The organism is Pseudomonas sp. GM102, assembly GCF_000282555.1.
GTDB lineage: Bacteria > Pseudomonadota > Gammaproteobacteria > Pseudomonadales > Pseudomonadaceae > Aquipseudomonas.
In genome coordinates, this window is record NZ_AKJB01000013.1 from 19,831 (window position 1) to 38,759 (window position 18,929).

Genomic DNA, 18,929 nt, shown 5'->3' on the forward strand with positions numbered 1-18,929 from the left:
TCTTGCTAACTGGTACTCAAAATCCGCACCGGGCCCTGGCGATTGAGAACCTCGATCATGACGTTTTCCCCCGAGCGCCGGAGCATCAAGTCCACACATTCAGCACCCACTGCCAAACGCCGCAAGGCGATGGTGTCCAGAAATGCCGGGAGTACCGGTTCGTCGAACAGGATATTGAGCTTCCTCGGCCTGAAGCTCAGCCCCAGGCACGACTGAATCATCGACAACGGCGCCGCAGCGGCCCAGGCCTGGGGCATGCAGGCGACGGGATAGAAGGTTGGCCCTTGGGTACGTTGCCGGGCAAAGCCGCAAAACAGTTCAGGCAGGCGCCGCAGATCGATGTAGGTCGACGCGGCGAACAGCCCTTCGAAAATCCGCGCCGCGTCCCGACGGTAACCGTAGCGGGCGAAGCCGGCGGCGATCAGCGCATTGTCGTGGGGCCAGACGGAGCCGTTGTGATAACTCATCGGGTTATAGCGTGCCTGGGAGGATGCGACAGTGCGCACGCCCCAGCCGGAAAAGGATGAGCGGTCCATCAACGCGCTGACGACCGATGGCGCGCGTTCCGGATAAGCGATGCCGGCGAACAGGGCATGACCTGCATTGGAGGTACGGATTCGACAGGGTTTCTTGTTGCCGTCCAAGGCCAATACATAAGTGCCCAGTTCTTCGTCGAAGAAGCGGTTATCGAATTCTTCGCGCAAGCGTTGAGCCTTGTATTTAAGGCGTTGAGCCCGGTCCGGATCACCCAGCCGACGAGCGATTTTAGCGGCACCAGTCCAGGCGCCATACACGTAGGCCTGAACTTCGACAATCGCAATCGGGCCCACGGCCAGTTGCCCATTGGCATGGAAAACCGAATCGTGGCTGTCTTTCCAGCCCTGGTTGATCAGCCCCTCGGCGGACTGTCGGCCATACTCGACAAAACCGTCGCCATCCCGATCACCGTACTCCTCGATCCAGCTCAGCGCCGCTTCGATATTAGGCCAGAGCTGACGCAGTGTGCCCAGGTCATTGGTGCGTTCCAGGTACGCGGCGGCCAGCATGACGAACAGCGGCGTGGAATCGATGCTGCCGTAGTAACGCCGGAACGGCACCTCGCCCAATTCGGCCATTTCCCCCAGCCTTATCTCGTGCAGGATTTTACCGGGCTCGGAATCGGCATGGGGGTCAACGATGGTTGCCTGGTTGGCGGCCAGATGCCCGAGCACGCCTTTGGCAATACCAGGATCAAACCACAGCATCTCCCATGCCGTGATCAGCGCATCTCGTCCGAAAACGGTGCTGAACCAAGGAATACCGGCATAGGGATAGAGCCCCTCGCGGGTCTTGGTCATGAGCATGTACAGGTCGGAAACGCTGCGGCTGACCGCCTCGTTGAACACATCGTGGGAGCTCACCACAGAGGCCGCCCGCGAAGAGAATGTGCGTAACTCGCGCCGGGAATCGCGCAATGAAATAAAGAACCCGTGGCGCACCGTAAACGGCGGGTTTTGTACACCGCAATTGATGTCCATGAACAGTGACTGGCTTTCCCCAGGGGCCAGCCGAACCTCGAACAACGCCGAATCGCAGGTCAGGCTGGCCGGCACCGGGGCAAAACGCAGGCGGGTCATGCGCCGTTTGTGGTCCAGGCCGGTATAGGAAAGCACCACCTCTTCCTCGGTAATCTCTGCCCGGTGCCCCTCCCCGCGTTGCGGACGCCGGGCGCCGCGAACTTCGAACAGGTCTTTGAAGTCGGCTGCGAACTGAATTCTCAATTGCAGATGCTGGGGCGAATCATCGAAATTGCGCAGCGTCAGGCGTTCATAGCAGGAGCCCTTCCACAAGAACCGTGAGCGGCGCAAATGGATCAAATCGTGGTGCAGGATTTTTTCACCATGGGTGTCGAACAGATCCGGGTTGGTCAGGTCGCACGTGAGCATCGCGTTATCGTCACGCAGCGTCGAACTGAGCAACAGCGGCCGCGCGCCGTTAAGCGTCAGGTAGAGCCCGGAAAGGTGGCGGGTATCGGTATGGAAAATCCCTTGCGGGCTGTCGTCGGCAAACAGCACATCGCCATTGGGATCGAACACCGCGAAGGTGTCGTTGTTTTTCAGGTTGCGCAAGCGCAGCTCTTGCAGCGACGCGGTGGCCGGAATATCAAAGGGTGTGGAGGGATGACCATAGGTGTTGCCCGCCGTCAGATGGCGGTACAACTCCAGATAGTGATTGGTCATGCGCTCGACCGTGAACCGTTCCTCGAACCTGGCCCTCACCTTGCGCCGATCCAGCTCTCCCAACCGCTGCACCGCCGCTACCGCTCCTGCGACACCATCGACGATGTAACCGGATACCCCCTCGTCGATCACTTCCGGCACCGAGCCTTGACCAAACGCAATCACCGGCGTGCCGCACGCCATGGCTTCGATCATGACCAGGCCGAACGGCTCGGGCCAGTCGATGGGAAAGATCAAGGCGCGGGCATTGCCCAGCAAATCTGCCTTTTGCGATTCATCGATCTCGCCGAGAAATTCGACACCCGCACGGGTGGCGATCATCGGTGCGATGACTTCTTCCCAATACACCTGATCGGCCTTGTCGACCTTGGCGGCGATTTTCAATGGGAGGCCGGCCTTCGAGGCAATCTCGATGGCGCGGTCCGGGCGTTTTTCGGGAGAAATGCGCCCCAGAAACACCAGATAATCGCCGCTCGGTTCAGGGTTGAAGGCCAGCAGATCGATCGGAATACCGTGATAGACATTGCCCACCCAATTGACGTCGCCCTTCACCGGACTGCGCTGCGCCTTGGACACCGAGACCAGCGGCACTTCGGGAAAGTGAGGGTAAAAGGATTGGTAATCGCCAATATCCAGACGCCCGTGAAGCGTAGTCACGCTGCGCCCGGCCAAATGTCGAATCAGGGGAAAATGGTAGATATCGACATGAAAGTGCATCACGTCAAATTGATCCGCCTGACGCAGCACTTGATCGAGCATCAGAATGTGATGAGGCGCTCCGTCCTTGACGTGTGGATCGAACCGCAGGGCCTGATGCGCGCCTGACTCCAGACGTGCCGAGGTTTGCGAATCGCCGCTGGCGAAGAGCGTGACATCGTGGCCCTGGCGCACCAGCTCTTCGGTCAGGTAAGACACAATCCGCTCAGTGCCACCGTACAAACGGGGCGGACAACGTTCGGTGAGCGGCGCGATCTGAGCGATCCTCATGGAGAGGCCCTCCGTCATGGGGTCGAAGAATTAAGGCCTCCAGCGTCTCGGCGTTTCTATTCGCCGAGGTCTGGCGGCCTTATCCTCGATTGACGGTGCGCCTGTGACAACAGTTCCATCCGGTTATACGACCTGATCCTGTAGCAGCTGAATGGCTTAACTTACCCGAAACAACCGTCGCCGGAACCAGACAACCAATAACGTAAAGAACGCACCTACCACGGCCAACGCCATGTCGGCTTGAGAGTCCCATGGGTCATTTTGTGCAGCGACAAATGCCTTCGCCGTGTCTTTTCCCAGGAACTGCCCACCTATCCATTCCACGATTTCATAGACAGCCGAGGTCGACAGCACAATGTTCAGCGCGACAAAACCAACCCAGAAACCCCGCAGCGGCGTGATTCGCACCAGCACTTCCCGAATCGGATACACCAGCAAGAGTCCATACGTCAGATGGACCAGCCGATCGTAATGATTGCGTTCAAACCCAAGGGTTTTGTTCAGGCTGACCCCGGTCAAGGCTGAGCACCAGCGGTCGTAGGGCACCAGCGCATAGGTGTAATGCGACCCCAGCTCATGAATACAGAGAAATACGAACACCAGGCTGATGGAAACGGCAGACAGGCGGAACCGTCGGTAAACGCCCACCAGGACCATCACCAGCAGCAGGGCCAGTAGGTTTTCCAGGACCCAATCCACTCGGCTATGGGGTGAAATCCCCAGCGCTGCGACGATAAGAAGAAAGGCAATCAACAGCGCCAGGTCGTATCGCGGGTGCTTCTTGGGCGTCATGACCGGCAGAGGTCTGCGGTGAGTACTCAGGTCTTTTGCGCCGATCGACTTGCTCATTGGGCGCCTTCTTCTCGAGTCTTTTAAATTCGAGACGCGGCCGCTTCGCAAGTTCGTTTTTTCTGGGCGGGTATTGCGGCCCGATACCCGCCCCCAACGCTTATCAAGGCCGGCGCACCGCCCTCACCTTCCCGCTGTTGCCGCCGCCACAGAAAAACCGGTCGTGACCATCGAACTCAAGTCCCGAGACCCCGACGCCAGCCGGCATCTGGACGCTCTCCAACACTTCGCCCGTTGCCGGGTCGACTCGCCGCAGCTCACTCTCGTCACCCTCCCAGGTGCCGTGCCACAGATCGCCTTCGACCCAGGTTACCCCGGTAACGAAGCGGTTGGATTCGAGCGTGCGCAGCACTGCCCCGGTCTGGGGATCGACCTGATGAATCTTGCGCTCGCGATACTCCCCCACCCAAAGCGTCCCTTCGGCCCAGGCGAGCCCCGAGTCGCCACCACCGCCGGGCGCGGGGATGGTGGAGAGCACACGGCCGGTTTGTGGGTCGATTTTCTGGATGCGATCCTCGGCGATCTGAAACAGGTGCTGACCGTCGAAGGCTGTACCGGCATGGGCGGCGACATCGATCGAGCGCAGCGTTTTGCCGCTCGCAGGATCCAGGGCGTTGAGTTTGTCGCCGGAGGCAAACCAGACCTGCCGGCCGTCATGGGTGACGCCATGTACGCTGTCGACGCCTGGGAAAGGCCCGTATTCGCGGATGATTTCGGCTGTTGAATGTTTCATGTCTTGCTCCTCGTTCACTGGGTTGGTGAAGTGGATGCTAGTCATTGGGCAGCAACCCTGTGAGTAACAATACCGTCGCGAATCCTGGAACCTGCGGGGTCATCCAGCGACGGGCGCGGCCGTGACCGAACGACTGCACCTTGCCGCCAGCCGCCAGCGTGTCGAGGGCTCGTTGCACGGTGCGCTGACTGGCGCCAAGCGCTAACGCCAGAGCCGAACTCGACCATGATTCGCCATCAGCGAGGAAGGCGAGCAGCGTCGCCTGTTGCTCTTCGACAGGCCGCGCCAACACCACGACGTCACGCGCATCGTGCGGCACCAACGCAAACCCTCGCGGGGTCGCGACGACATCGGCGATCAGGTGCAGCGCCGCGCGCAGCCGCCCGAGCTCGACGCGCAACCGCGCGCGATGGGAGTCATCCGCGACTTTCATACGAAAAGCTCGCGCAATCAGCGTCTCCCTCGGCACGTCGGCAGGCCACGCTTCGCCCAACGCCCGGGCGAGCGCGAATAGCACCGGCCGCCGGGCGAGTGAAACCGCCGAGCCTGCATCGCGCACGACATACCGGCAGGCGTCCACGACCAGCTTAGGGGATGCCAATAACACTTCAATCTCATCGAGCAGCAGCGGCTGTTCCTGGCCACCGACAATCAACCGCGCCGCCGGCGTGTCGAGGATGCGGGCGGCGCTTTCGACCTCGGCCGTCAACGCGGGGATAGCGGCGTGTTGTGCGGCACGCCCGGCCCGTTCGAGTGCAGCGCGTGCCGTTTTTGTTTGCAGGCGACGCATCGCAATGCCTGCCACGACCAGCTCGTAAGCCGCCCTCGATGCGGGTGGTAACGGCGTCGGATCGAGTTCGGCGAGCCGGTGCTCAGCCTCGTCGAGGTGCCCGATCAACAGCAAGCGGCGGATTTCGAGGTACCGCGCATGGGCGGCGTTGACCCAGTCGCCGTGCGCCTGAAGCGTCGCCCGCGCGGCGTCGAGAGCCTTGGTTGGCCAGTTCAGGTCCCGCGAGGCGAGCGCGATCTCGGCCTCGGCGACGACACATCGCGCCCGAGCCAACGCCTCTTTCGGCGCGAAAGCACGTGCGGCGCTGCGCACCAGCGCCTTCGCGCGCACCAGATCGCCCAGCTGCGCCATCGCGATGCCACGAAGCGCGAGCGCAGGCGCATCGTCGCGCAAGGCGATGCGGTTCAGTGCGCCGAGGGGATCACCCGCCGCGAGCGCACGCGCTGCCGCTGTGATCAGCGAATCCATCTGAAGCGCGCCACCTGTCACCCCCACCGTCCGATGCCCGCTGATCAGTCTATCTCACGACCGCCCGGCCGCACGCTGATCCGCTATGGGAGCTCCTACCGGGCTGATCGCAGCCTCGAAAATGACGATCAAGCCCTTCGCGTGGAGCAATACTCCACAATGAGCTGAGTGAGCGCCGCCACAATCGCCTGATCCGCTTCAGCAGAGGCAAACAATCGAAACTGCGCATCCGGCAAATCCGGCAATCCTTGCTCCGCACCCAGAGCTGCCAGCCCCTGCCCCAATTGACTGACCGTCATGGGCGCCACCGCGAAACCAGCCAGCGCCGCCGCCCGCAGCCCGGACGTGCTGGTGCATGACATCGCCGTACGTTGGGCGATCCCCGCCTGAGCCAGCCGCCTCAGCGCGATCTCACGATAAGGACAAGGCTCAGGAAACAGCGCCAGCGGCAACGGTGTCGGTAACTGGGTGACGGGCTGCGCCGACCAGGCCCACACCAGCGGTTCTTGCCACAGTAGCAACCCCGCTTCGCTGGTTTCGCACAGAGAACCGATGACCAGCTCAAGATCGCCTTGCTTCATCAGGTTCAGCAACGTGCCAGGAATGCCCACCTGCACGTCGATTTCCATGCCCGGGTACTGCGCCGCGAAATCCTGAAAAGCCCGCAGCAATCGCGGCTCGACAAAATCCTCCGACACCCCGATCCGCACCCGTCCGTGAAACGGTGTGCGCGTCAGTTGCGCCCAGGCATCACGGTTTAGCGCGAGGATCGTCCGCGCATAGGCGATCAGGCGCTCGCCATCGGGCGTCAATTGCTGGGAACGGGTCGTACGCGTCAACAGCGGTTTTCCGACTTGATCTTCAAGTCGCCGCAAGTGACCGCTGACCGCAGATTGGGTCAGGTGCAGCTTTTCGGCTGCGCGACTGAAACCCTCTTCATCGACGACGGTGACGAATGTTTTTAACAGCAGAATATCGAACATAGTTCCATTCGTGATTAATGGCTTATTTATTCACGATTTATATTCCAAACAAAACTATGTTGCAATGATTCAACTTCCCCGCCCGAGACACGCCATGACCACCCTTCTGCATATCGAATGTTCCCCGCGCAAACAGCGCTCGGCCTCCCTTGAAGTCGCCCGCGGCTTCATTGCGCGCTATCAAGAAAACACCCCGGACACCGAGATCATCACCCTCGATCTTTGGAATATGGTTTTGCCGGAATTCGATGAGCTGGCAATGGACGCCAAATACGCCGGGCTCAATGGCACGCCCTTGAGCCCGGCGCAGCAAGACGCCTGGAACACCTTGAAAGACCTGGCCGGGTTCCTGCACCGCGCAGACGTCCTGGTAATGTCCGTGCCACTGTGGAATTTCAGCATCCCGTACAAGCTCAAACACTTCATCGACCTGGTGTCGCAGAAAGACATTTTATTCAGCTTCGACCCGGAGCGCGGTCTGGAAGGCATGCTGCACAATAAAACCGCCGTGGTGATGTACGCCCGCGGCCTGGATTTTTCGGCGCAGTCGATCACGCCAGCGGAGCGCTTCGACTTTCAGAAGCCCTACGTGGAAGCCTGGCTGCAATTTATCGGCGTGAGCGATGTGCACTCGGTGATTGTCGAGAAAACCATCCTGGGGGAAGACGTTGACCTGAGTGCGCGCAAGGCCGCGACTCAGCAGGCCATGAGGCTGGCAGATAGTCTCATGCTATAAACTGACCGCGGTACCTTAAGTCATAATGCGAACGCTGCTACAACTGCCCCATACACAACCGCCTTTTACCACCTCAAGCAAGAGATCCCACATGGCAAATCGCGACATCACCTTTCTCCCCGACCCAGACCCGGAATCCATCTCCTCCGACGTCGCCGGTTTCGGTGGCCTGTTGGTCTCCACTCAAATCCCTACCCGCGCCGACGGCAGTCTGGAACTGGGTGGCATCACCGAGCAGAGCGAATGCACCTTGCAAGCGCTCAAGGTAGCGTTGGAACTTGCCGGCAGTTCCATGGACCGGGTTCTGCATCTGACCATCTACCTCACTGACATGGCCGACCGCGCCGCTTTCAACGAAGTTTACAAGCGCTTTTTCGCCAAGCCCTGGCCGGTTCGCGCCGCCGTTGGCGTGGCCTCATTGGCGGTCGAAGGTATGCGCGTGGAAGTCACCGCAATGGCGGCCAAGCGCTGAGTCTGCGGACTGATCCGGTGGCCCGGCTCCAGCGAGCGGCCGCCACCGGGCCATTCCCGACGGCAGATTTTGCGCCGTCGGGAGATCCTCACCGGGATTCAAAAAGCGGCTATTTGACCAGCCGTTTTTCCTTGGAAGGCCTATAGCCGAAGTACGAGCTATAGCACTTGCTGAAATGACTGGGCGACACAAAGCCACAGGCAACCAGCACGTCTACCTGGGACAGCTCTGTGTGCTGAAGGAGTCGACGCGCTTCGGTGATGCGCAGCTCCATGTAATATCGCTGCGGCGTTGTCCCGAGTTGCTCCTTGAACAAGCGTTCGAGTTGTCGCCGGGAACGGCCCGCGTAGACTGCCAGTTGCTCCAGCTCCAGAGGCTCTTCGAGGTTGGCGTCCATCAGCTTGACCACCTCTCGCAATGGCGCGCTCACACAGATATTTTCAGCCGGTTTGATGCGCCGATAACGAGACTCCTCGAAAGCAAGAATGTCCTCGATACCCTCGACCAGGGCTTTATCGTGCAGTTCCTTGATCCAGTCCAACGCCATATGAAATGCCCCAGAGGGACTGGACGCGGTGAGCCGGTCTCGATCAATGACATAGGGCTCACTGGTGACATGGGTCGCCTTGGAGATCTCTGCGAGTGCGGGACGATGTTCGGGGTGAATGGCGCAACGGTATCCATCGAGCAAGCCTGCGCTGCCCAGGAACCATGCACCATTCCACAACCCGGCCAGAATGACACCCTGATCTGCCGCCGCTCGCAGCAGGCTGATGAACTCATCAGTCGCCTTCAGTTCTGTCCTGTAGCCACCGCAAATGACCAGCAGGTCCAGGTTGTGAATGGCTGAAGAATCGATACGTGCATCCGGCCGGATGACCAGGCCCAGATCACTGATGACCTCCCCCTCATTCAAGCCGAACGTTCGGGAAGAGAACAACCCGGGGCGCAGCAGATTCGCGGTGACAATCGTGTCCAGTGCTTGCGTGAACGCGGGCAGCGAGAAATGCTCGAGCAGCAAAAAGCCCGCCCGAGTCATTCGAGCAGGCTCGCCAGTGTTTTCATTCAGATAGCGGAGGTTTTTCCCCTTCATGCCTCCGCTGAATTGACGTCGTTCGATCAATGTTCGACCCACTCGGTTACGTTAGCCAATCTGTCATTTGGTGCGCTTATAAAGCGTCATGCTACCTGCAGAAGCTCAAAAAGCCCTAGCACCATTATGCGACCGATCAGGCCAGTTGAAAGCCGTGACGAAGCGGGTCTTTATCATCGACGAAAATGGTGTTGTGGCCGGTGATCTGCGCCCAGCCACCGATACTTGGCTTGATACCGTCAAACGTTCCGACTTTTACCGATGCTTCGACCTTTCCTTCAAAGATCGTCCCTATCAGGCTTTCATTGCGCAACGTATCGCCTACGCGCAACCGTCCCTTGGCAAACAGTTGGGCCATGCGCGCCGAGGTGCCGGTGCCGCCCGGAGACCGATCAATCGCCTTGTCGCCGTAGAACACCGCACCACGTCCATCGGCTGCGGTGCTGTGTTGGTCGTCACACCAGATGACATGGTGGACGCCGCTGATCCTGCTGTTCTCGGGGTGCACGGGATCACAGACTTCTGCCAGCGCCGAGCGCAGTTTCTGGCTCAGGTCAACGATGTCTGCCGTGGTCAGCCCTTGTAAGCCAGCCCAGTTCTCCTGCGGCTCGACCACCGCATAGAAATTGCCGCCAAAGGCAATGTCCACAATGAGCTCTCCGACGCCGGGCACGTTCACCACCACGTCGGCGCTGTGCAGATAACTGGCGACGTTGAACAGACGAATAGAGTCAACGAACTCGCCGTTCATGGTGTAGTCGACATCCACGCGTCCGGCCGGCGTTTCGATCGCCAGCTTGCCGGGTTCCCGCGGCGTAATCAGGCCTTCTTCAATGACCACGGTCGACAGCCCGATCGTGCCCGCCCCACACATCGGCAGGCAGCCACTGACTTCAATGAACAAGGCACCAAAGTCACAATCATCGCGCGTGGACGGATAGATGATCACGCCAGACATGATGTCGTGGCCCCTGGGCTCGAACATCAATGCGGTTCGAACCCAGTCATGATCGCGAACGAAAATCTCACGTCGTTCGGCCATCGAAACGGACGGCAACAAAGGCCCGCCACCCGCCACCACCCGCACCGGGTTTCCGCACGCATGGGAGTCAATGCAGAAAAAGCTACGTCGCATGCTGAAACCCTTTCAGAGAAGTTTGCTTGGGGAATGACGCTGCAATGCGCCGCGCGACAGACGATCCAGCAGCAGAGCAATAGCAACAATCGCCAAGCCGGCTCGAAGTCCTAATCCCATCTCCATCCTGGAGAGGCCACGGGTCACTTCAGCCCCAAGACCACCCGCCCCCACCAGACCTGCCAACACCACCATCGCCAGGGACATAAGGATGCATTGGTTCAGCCCGACCAACAGCGTGGGTGCGGCAGTTGGAAGTTCTATCTTGAACAGAATATCCCTTGGCGAAGCACCGGACGCCTGGCCCAACTCGAGCAGATCCTTAGGCAGCTGCTTGAAGGCAAGGGTCGTCAACCTGAGCATCGGTGGAATGCCGTACACAATCGTCGCGATGATTGCCGGCACGCGCCCCAGGTTAAAGAGAATTACCGCGGGAATCAGGTAAACCCAAGGCGGCACCGTCTGCATGATGTTAAGAATCGGCAGAAAGGCTTCATCTACACGCTTCACACGGGCCGCCAGGACACCCAGCGGAAAAGCGATGGAGACCGATATCAAGACCGCCACGGACACGAGCGCAATCGTCTGGATGGAAGCGACCCAGAGGCCAGAGAACAAACAAAAAGCCAACATCAAAGCAGCGAAAACAGCGACTCGCTTGTTAGCGAAAAAGAACGCCGCTACAACGACAAGGCCAATGAACAAATAAGGATGGGGAGCAAGCAGTGCAGTTTCAACGAAGCCGAGTATCGCCTCGATGACTTGGCTAATGCCCTTGAACAACCCGTGTAAATTAGCGTTCAGCCAGTCAACAGCGGGCGCCAGAAACTCGCCTGGAGAAAATTGGATGTCCATTGTAGTCATTGCGCTTCTCCCATCCGAGACCGTGCAGCACTCTGCGCCAACCGATCCAGAATCATGGTCAAAATGACGATGGCAATGGCCGCGTTGATCGACTTGGCGATATCCAGTGTGCGTACCGCCCCATAGATGGATTCGCCCAACCCGCCAGAACCCACAATGCCGGCGATCACGACCATGCCGAACGCCATCATCAGGCTTTGATTAACACCGGCCATGATGCTTGGCATGGCGAACGGTAACCGGATCTTGAAAAACATCTGCCACCGGGTGACGCCGCTGGCATCCCCCAGCTCGATGAACTCCTGTGGAGTCATGCGAATCCCCAGAGAGGTCAGCCGCATGGCCGGGGGCACGGCAACGATAAAGGTCGCCAACAGTGCGGTTGCCGGGCCGTAGCCGAGCAATGCAATTGCCGGCAACAGATAGATGTAAGGCGGCATGGTCTGGATCAGATCCAGAACCGGATCCACGAGTCGATCAAATGACGGCGCAAGACCGGCCAACACCCCCAATGGAATCGCAACAACCAGCGCCAACACGGTGGCGGTCAGTACCAAGGCAAGGGTACTGACCGTCTCCGGCCACAAGCCCATGACGTCGCAGAATATCAACGCCAAGCCTGTGAGCATCGCGAATCGAACGCCAACCGCCCGCCAGCCGATCAAGGCCAGGACAATCGCGATGACGTAATAAGGGGGATAGGCAATACACCACAAAACGCTTTCGTAAACGCCCTTCAGCATCGTATTAGCGGTGTCGAACACAAACTCGCCGTTATCCATCAGCCATTCCAGGCTCGAGTCGACAGCCGAATCGAATTGGTTGGAAAAGTCAGGCGTGCTCATGTTGACGCCTCCAGGACAGTGGCGGCTGACGAGGCCGCGAACTCATTCGGAATACCTTGAACGCCACGAAGCAGATCACGCAGCGTAATGACGCCTACCACTGCGCCGTTATCGACGACAGCGAGTGCATCGCGGTCGGACTTCATCGTCAATCCGATAAGCTCGTTGATATCCGCATCGGGCGAGGTTTTGGCCAGCCTGGAGATGTCGCAGCCAGGGTTCGCAACCTTGTAAGGCTCGACGGGCGTCATGACCGATTGAGCTTTGACCAGATGCAATCTGGAAATACCTGCGACAAATTCCGCTACGTAGTCGTCAGCCGGGTTAAGGACGATGTCCTCGGCAGTGCCCACCTGAATGATCGCGCCGTCTTTCATAATCGCGATGCGGTCACCAATACGGATCGCCTCGTCCAGGTCGTGAGTAATGAATACCGCGGACTTGCCAAGCTCCTTGGTCAGCTGGCGGAACTCATCCTGCAACTGCCGACGAATCAAGGGGTCAAGCGCACTGAACGGCTCATCCATCAAGATCACTTCAGGATCCGCCGTGATCGCCCGCGCCAGCCCCACCCGTTGTTGCATGCCACCGGACAACTCGCTTGGGTAGCGCGACATCCAATCGCTCAAACCCACCTTGGCCAACGCCTGTTCGGCCACTTTGTAACGCTCGGCCTTGCCCACGCCCTGCACTTCCAGGCCGAACGCCGTGTTCTCCAGAACCGTGCGGTTAGGCAGCAAGGCGACGCTCTGAAAGACCATGCCGATATGCCGCGCCCTCACCTCCCGCAGCTGTGCGGGCGTCAGGGATGAAAGGTCTTTGCCTTTGACCAGAACCTTACCGGCGCTGGGTGTGATGAGTTTGTTCAGAAGCCTGATCAGAGTAGATTTGCCACTGCCCGACAATCCCATGATGCAAAAGATTTCTCCTCGGCGAAGCTGGAGACTGACGTCGGAGACTCCGACCACACAGCCGTAGTTTTGCAGGATCTGAGTCTTGGTTAGCCCCTCCTTGACGACAGCATTCATCGCTGCAGGGGCGGCTTTTCCGAAGATTTTCCAGACTGACTGGCAATCTATCAGCACTTCATTAGTGTCTATTTTGGCCGTTGTCATTTCGTAACCCGTCGAACCAGTTTTTGCTGGTTTCTCTAATTAAATCAAAGGGCGGCAGTGGCGGAGAAAAGTACGTTCGTTATTTCTTTATATTTTCCCAGCGTTTCAAAAGCTCGGCATGGTTATCTGTCCAGCCTTTAATTGCCTGCTCCATGGTTTTGCCATCCTTGACCTCGCCGTTTATCGCGGTGATATCGGCAATCGGTACATATACGCTTGCCATAACTTCACGCGCGCGTGGGTAAGCTTTTGAGAAATCTTTGTGGCCAATCCAGTAATAACCTTGTGGTGGAGGGAAAATACCTTTTGGATCCTTGAGGAACTTCAGGTCAAACTTTTGCGCCATCCATGAAGGTTCCCAAACGGTGACAGCCACCCACTCTTTACGATCGACAGCCGACTTCAACGCCGCGGTCATGGCCGCGGTACTGCCTTCCAGCAATTTCAGCTTGATGCCGTAGGCGTTGACCGCATTGGTCGCATCGCTCATCAAACCCGAACCCGGCTCGATACCGATGATTTTGCCGCCAAACTTTTCAGCGTTGTCATTCAACTGCTCGACAGAATCGATATCCACATACTTGGGTACTGCAATACCCTGGTAGAGCCCGTAAGAAACCGGGGAGAGTTTTTCCAGACGGTTTTTGTTCTTGTTCCAATAATCGTTCGCCGCATAGTCGGTTTGCGAAGCAAGTACTTGGATATCACCTTTACTTAATGCGGCGTAAGCAATACCCCATTCGGAAAACTCTATGACTTTTACGCTATAACCGGAGTCCTCAAGCACCTTCTTTGTTATACCGGTAATGGGCGTCAAGTCTTCCCATGAAAGTGTGCCCATGGTGATTGTTTTTTCTTCTGCGTGAACGGGCAAACACATCATGCCAGCCACAGCGACAGCGCAGATTGCCTTCCAAATCTGTTTCATGGCGAACTCCGATCTACGTTTACAACTAGAGATTAGGCCTTCATAGAATAAAAGCCGGTTGTTTGAAGCAATTCAGCCCTCTCGCCCTGCTCTCAGTGCCTGCCAACGAATAACCGAGTTGACACCCAGCTTCGTCAATATCTTTGGCGGAAGCCTGCTCGGCCCTGGAGTACGACTGAAACTTTCTAAAACCCTCGAATGAGAGCCTGTGGCTAACTCAGCTGCCATCACGCCGGCCAAGGTGCTCTTGACCGTTCCCAGCCCATTTTCACAGCACGCCGAATACAGGTTTTCTTCTATTTCTCCAAACGCCGGGGCACTGTTGTGGCTCAAGCAGAGGCGCCCGGCCCAGCTGAATTCGAACGGTGTCGATTTCAATTCGGGAAAGCGCGCATCCAAAGAACAGCGCTGTTCTTCGGCGACTGCAGCAACCCGTCTCAGCGTCACTTGAATACTGGGGTCATAGGTGAACTTGGTCCGAATGACGATTCGCGAGAGACCGTTTGAAGAAATTTTGCGAACGGTCGCGCCCATCGGATCCGCTGGTAACAAAGCCCATCGAGCCTTGCCTGTCACCGCTCTTTCAAACTCATCATGACTATAAGCAGCCGTCATCGACGCGTAGGTAAACACGTGCAGCAGGCGACCTTGAAAATGGCCGAAGTCTTCGACATGACCGTTGACTGCGAGAATCACCTTGGGCGCATTAACAGCGCCACGATAAGATTTCGCCTTCCAGCTATTTCCCGTTCTGGACAACTCGATAATCGGCGACCGTTCATAAAGGCTGACGTTCTTATCCAGCCCGAATGCGAGATCTCTAATGTATTGAGCCGGCTGAATCATCACCGCACCGGGCGTATACAGCCCACTGTGGTAATAGCTGGAACCGGTGATCTCTTGCATCTGCGCGGCGTCCAGCAACTCGTACTGTTCACCAATGCTTTGAAGCGACTTGGCAAAATTGGCATTGAGCTTCATCCCACGTTCTGTCGCTGCCGCGTTTATCTTTCCCGAGGGATCGAAGGTCTCGGTAGACATGCCGTATTCGCGGGCGGCTTCAGCTGCAAAAGCGATGGCAAAGCGGTTCTGGGCAATTTCCAGCGACGTTGCAGACTCACCGGCAACCGAATATTCCCCCGATGAAAGACTGTGCGGCACGTCGATCATGAAGCCAGAGTTTCTGCCTGCCGGCCCCTTCGCAACTTCATGGGCGTCAACGATCGCAATGCTATCGCCTGGATGCAGCTGGGATAGCCTGCGAGCGGCGGAGAGACCGGCAAAGCCTGCACCGATAATCAGCCAATCCGCCGCCACGTTTCCATCAAGCATGCGGACAGGAGCCGTGCGTATGGAAATCGCCTCCCAACCTGAAACCCCGGTGTCGACCGGTAGGCGCTTGATGGTATGGGTGCTCATTTTTCGGTCTCATCAACCGACCGATCAGACACATCGATCCAGATGGTTTTGATTTCGGTGTACTGATCGTGAGCAAAAATGGATTTGTCCCGACCACCGAAACCCGACTCTTTGTAGCCGCCGAATGGCGTCGACGCATCACCTTCGCCAAAGCAGTTGACGGTGACGATGCCGGCGCGAATTTCCCGCGATAACTTGATTGCCCGTCGCAGGCTGCCGGTATAAACAGAGGCGGCCAGGCCGTATACCGTGTCATTGGCCAGGGCAATGGCTTCAGAGATCGTGTTGAAGGTGGTGACCGAAAGAATCGGGCCGAAGATCTCTTCCTGGAACAGACGACTGTCCCGATCCACACCGTCTATCACCGTTGGCTCTACGAAGGCACCGTCTTTCGTAGCTCCGCCGTACACAACTTCAAGCTTTGCGGCGGAGGCGTGCTCAAGGTACGACTTCACTTTTTCGAAATGCTCTGGGCTGACCAGCGACCCCACGCGATTTTGCGGATCCAGCGGGTCGCCCATCTTCCATTCGCGGATGTAGGCGCCCATGCGCTGCAGCAGTTCATCTTTGACCGACTCGTGGACAATCAGGCGCGAAGTCGCGGAGCAGTTTTCGCCCATGTTCCAGAACGCGCCGTTGACGACGTGCTCGGCCACGAGATCCAGGTCTTGCGCGTCGTCCATCACCACAGCAGGGTTTTTCCCGCCGCACTCGAGCACGATGCGTTTCAGGTTTGAATCGGCTGAGTAATGCAGGAAACGGCGACCGGTCGCGGTAGAGCCAGTGAAGCTCACCATGTCGACGTCGTTGTGCAAGCCAATCGGCTCGCCGACTTCTTTGCCGGTGCCGGTCACGATGTTGAGTACACCGGCAGGCACGCCGGCTTCGAACGCCAACTCCGCGACTCGCAATGTGGTCAGCGTAGTTTGCTCGGCGGGTTTAACGATCACCGAGCATCCTGCCGCGAGCGCCGGGCCGATTTTCCAGGCCAGCATCAGCAGGGGGAAGTTCCAGGGCAATACGCAGCCCACCACGCCAATCGGCTCACGGACAACCATGGTCAGCGCGTCGCTGCCCACCGGGGCGGTGTTGTCATAAATCTTGTCGATCAGTTCCGCGTGCCAGCGCAGTGTGTGAATGGTGTCCGGCACGTCAACCAACTGACATTCACTAACGGGCTTGCCGCTGTCGAGGCTCTCGAGAACTGCCAGTTCATGTTGATGGCGTTCAAGCAAATTCGCGAACTTCAGCAGAACAGCTTTGCGCTCCCTGGGAGCAATCGATCTCCAGCGCCCGTCCTCAAAAGCTTCTTTGGCATTAGCCACCGCAAAGTCGACATCCTCGGACGAACAAGCAGCGACGTTAGTCAAAAACTCACCCGTCGCCGGATTGTTCGTGGCGAACGTTTTGCCAGCGATCGCGGGCTTGAACGCGCCATTGATGAAGGCGTTGGACGGCAACGAAATGTCTTTGGCAATAGCGGCATATTCGGCCTTGCTCAGAAGATCACCCATGGCTGGCTCCCGACGTAATGTTTGCTACGTTGCGTTTCAGTTCGGCGATGACGGATTCAAGGCTTTGCTTTTCTTCAGGATCCAGAGGCTGAAGCGGTAACCGCACATCCCCTACTTTCAATCCTGCAACCTCGCAACCGTATTTGATCGACTGCACGAACTTGCCACCGTCCAATGCATTCATCAGCGGCATCATCGCCGACATGATTTGACGGCCTTTATCGAAGTTCTTTTCGATCACGCAAGCTTCATAAAGCGCTACGTGTTCCTTTGGCAGGAAGTTGGACCCTGCACAGACCCAACTCCTGGCGCCCCAGGCAAAAAACTCGAGCGCTTGGTCGTCCCAACCGCATGACAGTGCGATATTCGGAAACTCGCGAGCGAGCAGATGTACACGCCCCATGTCGCCGGAACTTTCCTTGATGGCAATGGCGTTTTTCGATTCGCTCACTCGGGTGAGGTATTCCTCATCCATCGAAACGCACATGCGACCCGGGTAGTTGTAAAGCATGATCGGCAGGTTGGCGGCGCGATCAATGGTCAGGGCGTGGATCGCGTTTTCCCGAGAGGTCGGCAGCGCGTAAGGAGGACTGGTGACGAGAATGGCGTCCGCCTTGATCGCTTTGGCATCCTTGGCGTATTGAACGGCATCTTCGGTGCGAATGGCCCCGGTACTCACGATCAGTTGAACCCGCGTACCGATGACATCCTTGGCATAAGCGGCAAGCTCAGTACGCTCTTCTGAAGTCTGCGCATAATATTCGCCGGTCGAGCCGCCGATAATAATGCCGTGTACCTTCGCCTCAATCAGCGATTCCAAAACTTCCGAGTACACACTCCAGTCGATCTCCCCATCAGGTTTATGCGGAGTCACTGCTGGCGTATAAATACCTTCAAATTTCAAGACGACTTCTCCGAAGATGAATGACGTGGAAGATCAACGAGCGCGTCCGCCTTGATGCCTTGGGGCGCGATAAAGATTTCCATGTTTTCTCGGGACAGTTCCCAATGTTCAAACACAAGATCAACCACTGCACCTTCATCGCGACGCTCAATGGCCTCGATAAATGAATCGTGGTGGCAGGCGGACAGATCAAGGCGTTGTTCCATATCCTCGTTCTGAGGCCGGAAAAAGGTATTACCGATTCGGGCGTGATCGATAAGCAGTCTTTCCAGGCTGGGTTGCAGATATTGGTTACCCGCCATCTCACCCATAATCGCGTGGAAGCGATTGTTCTCGACCACCATCGCCAGCGCATCCCTTGAAGTGGTGGCATGGCGGAAGCGGTATTGCGTGTCTTTTAAATCGATCAGTTGACGTGGCTTGAAGTTTTGAACGGCCAAGCGACCGATGGCTGCGTACATCATCGGCGCAACCAGAAAGAAGTTTCGCAGTGTCGAGTGATTCATCGGAATAACTCGAGCACCGCGGTTTTCCCGAATGTCGATATAACCTTCACCGGCCAGGCGGCGAAAAACTTCTCGAACAGGAGTGCGTGACAGGCCATAACGCTCGCTGAGAATGACTTCATCCAGCGCTTCGTCAGGATCGAGTTCCATCGTCAAAATTTGACGTTTCAAGTCTTCGTAGAGACAAGTTTTGCCGTTTTTCACAAACGACCTCCAGAGGTGGTTTTGCCGTCAGTGCGCCTGACTGATGAGTCCAGACTCGCACGGGTTTTTGGGGTGGTCAATAGATTGTATTTCTTGTGTATACATATAAAACACAAGAAATATTCGCTGATTTTTTGGTATTTTTTCTTTGTATTCAGATAGTTA

Annotated in this window: 17 protein-coding genes; 2 read left to right on the forward strand and 15 right to left on the reverse strand. The window is 57.5% G+C overall.

Going from position 1 to position 18,929, the window contains the following annotated elements:
- Window positions 1–5 precede the first annotated feature (5 nt).
- The 5 genes from PMI18_RS31425 to PMI18_RS25585 all read right to left on the reverse strand — a co-directional run bounded on the left by PMI18_RS31425 (window position 6) and on the right by PMI18_RS25585 (window position 7,029).
- Window positions 6–3,206, reverse strand: a complete 3,201-nt coding sequence (locus PMI18_RS31425) for a glycogen debranching N-terminal domain-containing protein (RefSeq protein ID WP_007895907.1) — start codon at window positions 3,204–3,206, stop codon at window positions 6–8.
- 156 nt (window positions 3,207–3,362) lie between these two features.
- The gene (locus tag PMI18_RS25600) at window positions 3,363–4,055 is read right to left on the reverse strand and encodes a DUF2238 domain-containing protein (RefSeq protein ID WP_007895909.1); all 693 of its coding nucleotides are present in this window, start codon (window positions 4,053–4,055) and stop codon (window positions 3,363–3,365) included.
- A 103-nt stretch (window positions 4,056–4,158) separates the two neighbouring features.
- Window positions 4,159–4,788, reverse strand: coding sequence for a Vgb family protein (locus PMI18_RS25595; RefSeq protein ID WP_007895912.1), 630 nt, complete (start codon window positions 4,786–4,788; stop codon window positions 4,159–4,161).
- Between the two features lie 37 nt (window positions 4,789–4,825).
- Window positions 4,826–6,046: a hypothetical protein gene (locus tag PMI18_RS25590; protein WP_007895913.1), complete on the reverse strand. Its 1,221-nt coding sequence runs from the start codon at window positions 6,044–6,046 to the stop codon at window positions 4,826–4,828.
- Between the two features lie 128 nt (window positions 6,047–6,174).
- Entirely contained in the window at window positions 6,175–7,029 is an 855-nt protein-coding gene (locus PMI18_RS25585) for a LysR substrate-binding domain-containing protein (protein ID WP_007895914.1), read from the reverse strand.
- A 94-nt stretch (window positions 7,030–7,123) separates the two neighbouring features.
- Here PMI18_RS25585 and PMI18_RS25580 point away from each other — a divergent pair, with 94 nt between their 5' ends.
- Together PMI18_RS25580 and PMI18_RS25575 are read left to right on the forward strand one after the other, a co-directional pair.
- The gene (locus tag PMI18_RS25580; RefSeq protein WP_007895915.1) at window positions 7,124–7,765 is read left to right on the forward strand and encodes an FMN-dependent NADH-azoreductase; all 642 of its coding nucleotides are present in this window, start codon (window positions 7,124–7,126) and stop codon (window positions 7,763–7,765) included.
- A gap of 91 nt (window positions 7,766–7,856) precedes the next feature.
- Window positions 7,857–8,237, forward strand: a complete 381-nt coding sequence (locus PMI18_RS25575) for a RidA family protein (RefSeq protein WP_007895916.1) — start codon at window positions 7,857–7,859, stop codon at window positions 8,235–8,237.
- Between the two features lie 109 nt (window positions 8,238–8,346).
- Here the strand turns inward: PMI18_RS25575 and PMI18_RS25570 are convergent, their stop codons facing one another.
- The 10 genes from PMI18_RS25570 to PMI18_RS25525 all read right to left on the reverse strand — a co-directional run bounded on the left by PMI18_RS25570 (window position 8,347) and on the right by PMI18_RS25525 (window position 18,764).
- The gene (locus tag PMI18_RS25570; RefSeq protein WP_177319009.1) at window positions 8,347–9,360 is read right to left on the reverse strand and encodes a GlxA family transcriptional regulator; all 1,014 of its coding nucleotides are present in this window, start codon (window positions 9,358–9,360) and stop codon (window positions 8,347–8,349) included.
- Window positions 9,361–9,466: 106 nt separating this feature from the next.
- Window positions 9,467–10,465: a 4-hydroxyproline epimerase gene (locus tag PMI18_RS25565; RefSeq protein ID WP_007895918.1), complete on the reverse strand. Its 999-nt coding sequence runs from the start codon at window positions 10,463–10,465 to the stop codon at window positions 9,467–9,469.
- A 12-nt stretch (window positions 10,466–10,477) separates the two neighbouring features.
- The gene (locus tag PMI18_RS25560; RefSeq protein WP_007895922.1) at window positions 10,478–11,329 is read right to left on the reverse strand and encodes an ABC transporter permease; all 852 of its coding nucleotides are present in this window, start codon (window positions 11,327–11,329) and stop codon (window positions 10,478–10,480) included.
- Window positions 11,326–12,174, reverse strand: a complete 849-nt coding sequence (locus PMI18_RS25555) for an ABC transporter permease (protein WP_007895923.1) — start codon at window positions 12,172–12,174, stop codon at window positions 11,326–11,328. Before PMI18_RS25555 ends, PMI18_RS25560 begins: the two co-directional genes overlap by 4 nt.
- Window positions 12,171–13,289, reverse strand: coding sequence for a quaternary amine ABC transporter ATP-binding protein (locus tag PMI18_RS25550; protein WP_007895924.1), 1,119 nt, complete (start codon window positions 13,287–13,289; stop codon window positions 12,171–12,173). Before PMI18_RS25550 ends, PMI18_RS25555 begins: the two co-directional genes overlap by 4 nt.
- A gap of 79 nt (window positions 13,290–13,368) precedes the next feature.
- Window positions 13,369–14,217, reverse strand: a complete 849-nt coding sequence (locus PMI18_RS25545; RefSeq protein WP_007895929.1) for a glycine betaine ABC transporter substrate-binding protein — start codon at window positions 14,215–14,217, stop codon at window positions 13,369–13,371.
- A gap of 72 nt (window positions 14,218–14,289) precedes the next feature.
- Complete coding sequence (locus tag PMI18_RS25540) at window positions 14,290–15,636, reverse strand: NAD(P)/FAD-dependent oxidoreductase (protein WP_007895932.1); 1,347 nt, start codon at window positions 15,634–15,636, stop codon at window positions 14,290–14,292.
- Window positions 15,633–17,150: an aldehyde dehydrogenase gene (locus tag PMI18_RS25535; RefSeq protein ID WP_007895934.1), complete on the reverse strand. Its 1,518-nt coding sequence runs from the start codon at window positions 17,148–17,150 to the stop codon at window positions 15,633–15,635. Before PMI18_RS25535 ends, PMI18_RS25540 begins: the two co-directional genes overlap by 4 nt.
- Entirely contained in the window at window positions 17,143–18,054 is a 912-nt protein-coding gene (locus PMI18_RS25530; protein ID WP_007895937.1) for a dihydrodipicolinate synthase family protein, read from the reverse strand. The genes PMI18_RS25535 and PMI18_RS25530 overlap by 8 nt, the downstream gene beginning before the upstream one ends.
- Window positions 18,051–18,764 carry a GntR family transcriptional regulator gene (locus PMI18_RS25525; RefSeq protein WP_007895940.1) on the reverse strand — a complete coding sequence of 238 codons (714 nt, stop codon included), beginning with the start codon at window positions 18,762–18,764 and terminating at the stop codon, window positions 18,051–18,053. Before PMI18_RS25525 ends, PMI18_RS25530 begins: the two co-directional genes overlap by 4 nt.
- Window positions 18,765–18,929 lie beyond the last annotated feature (165 nt).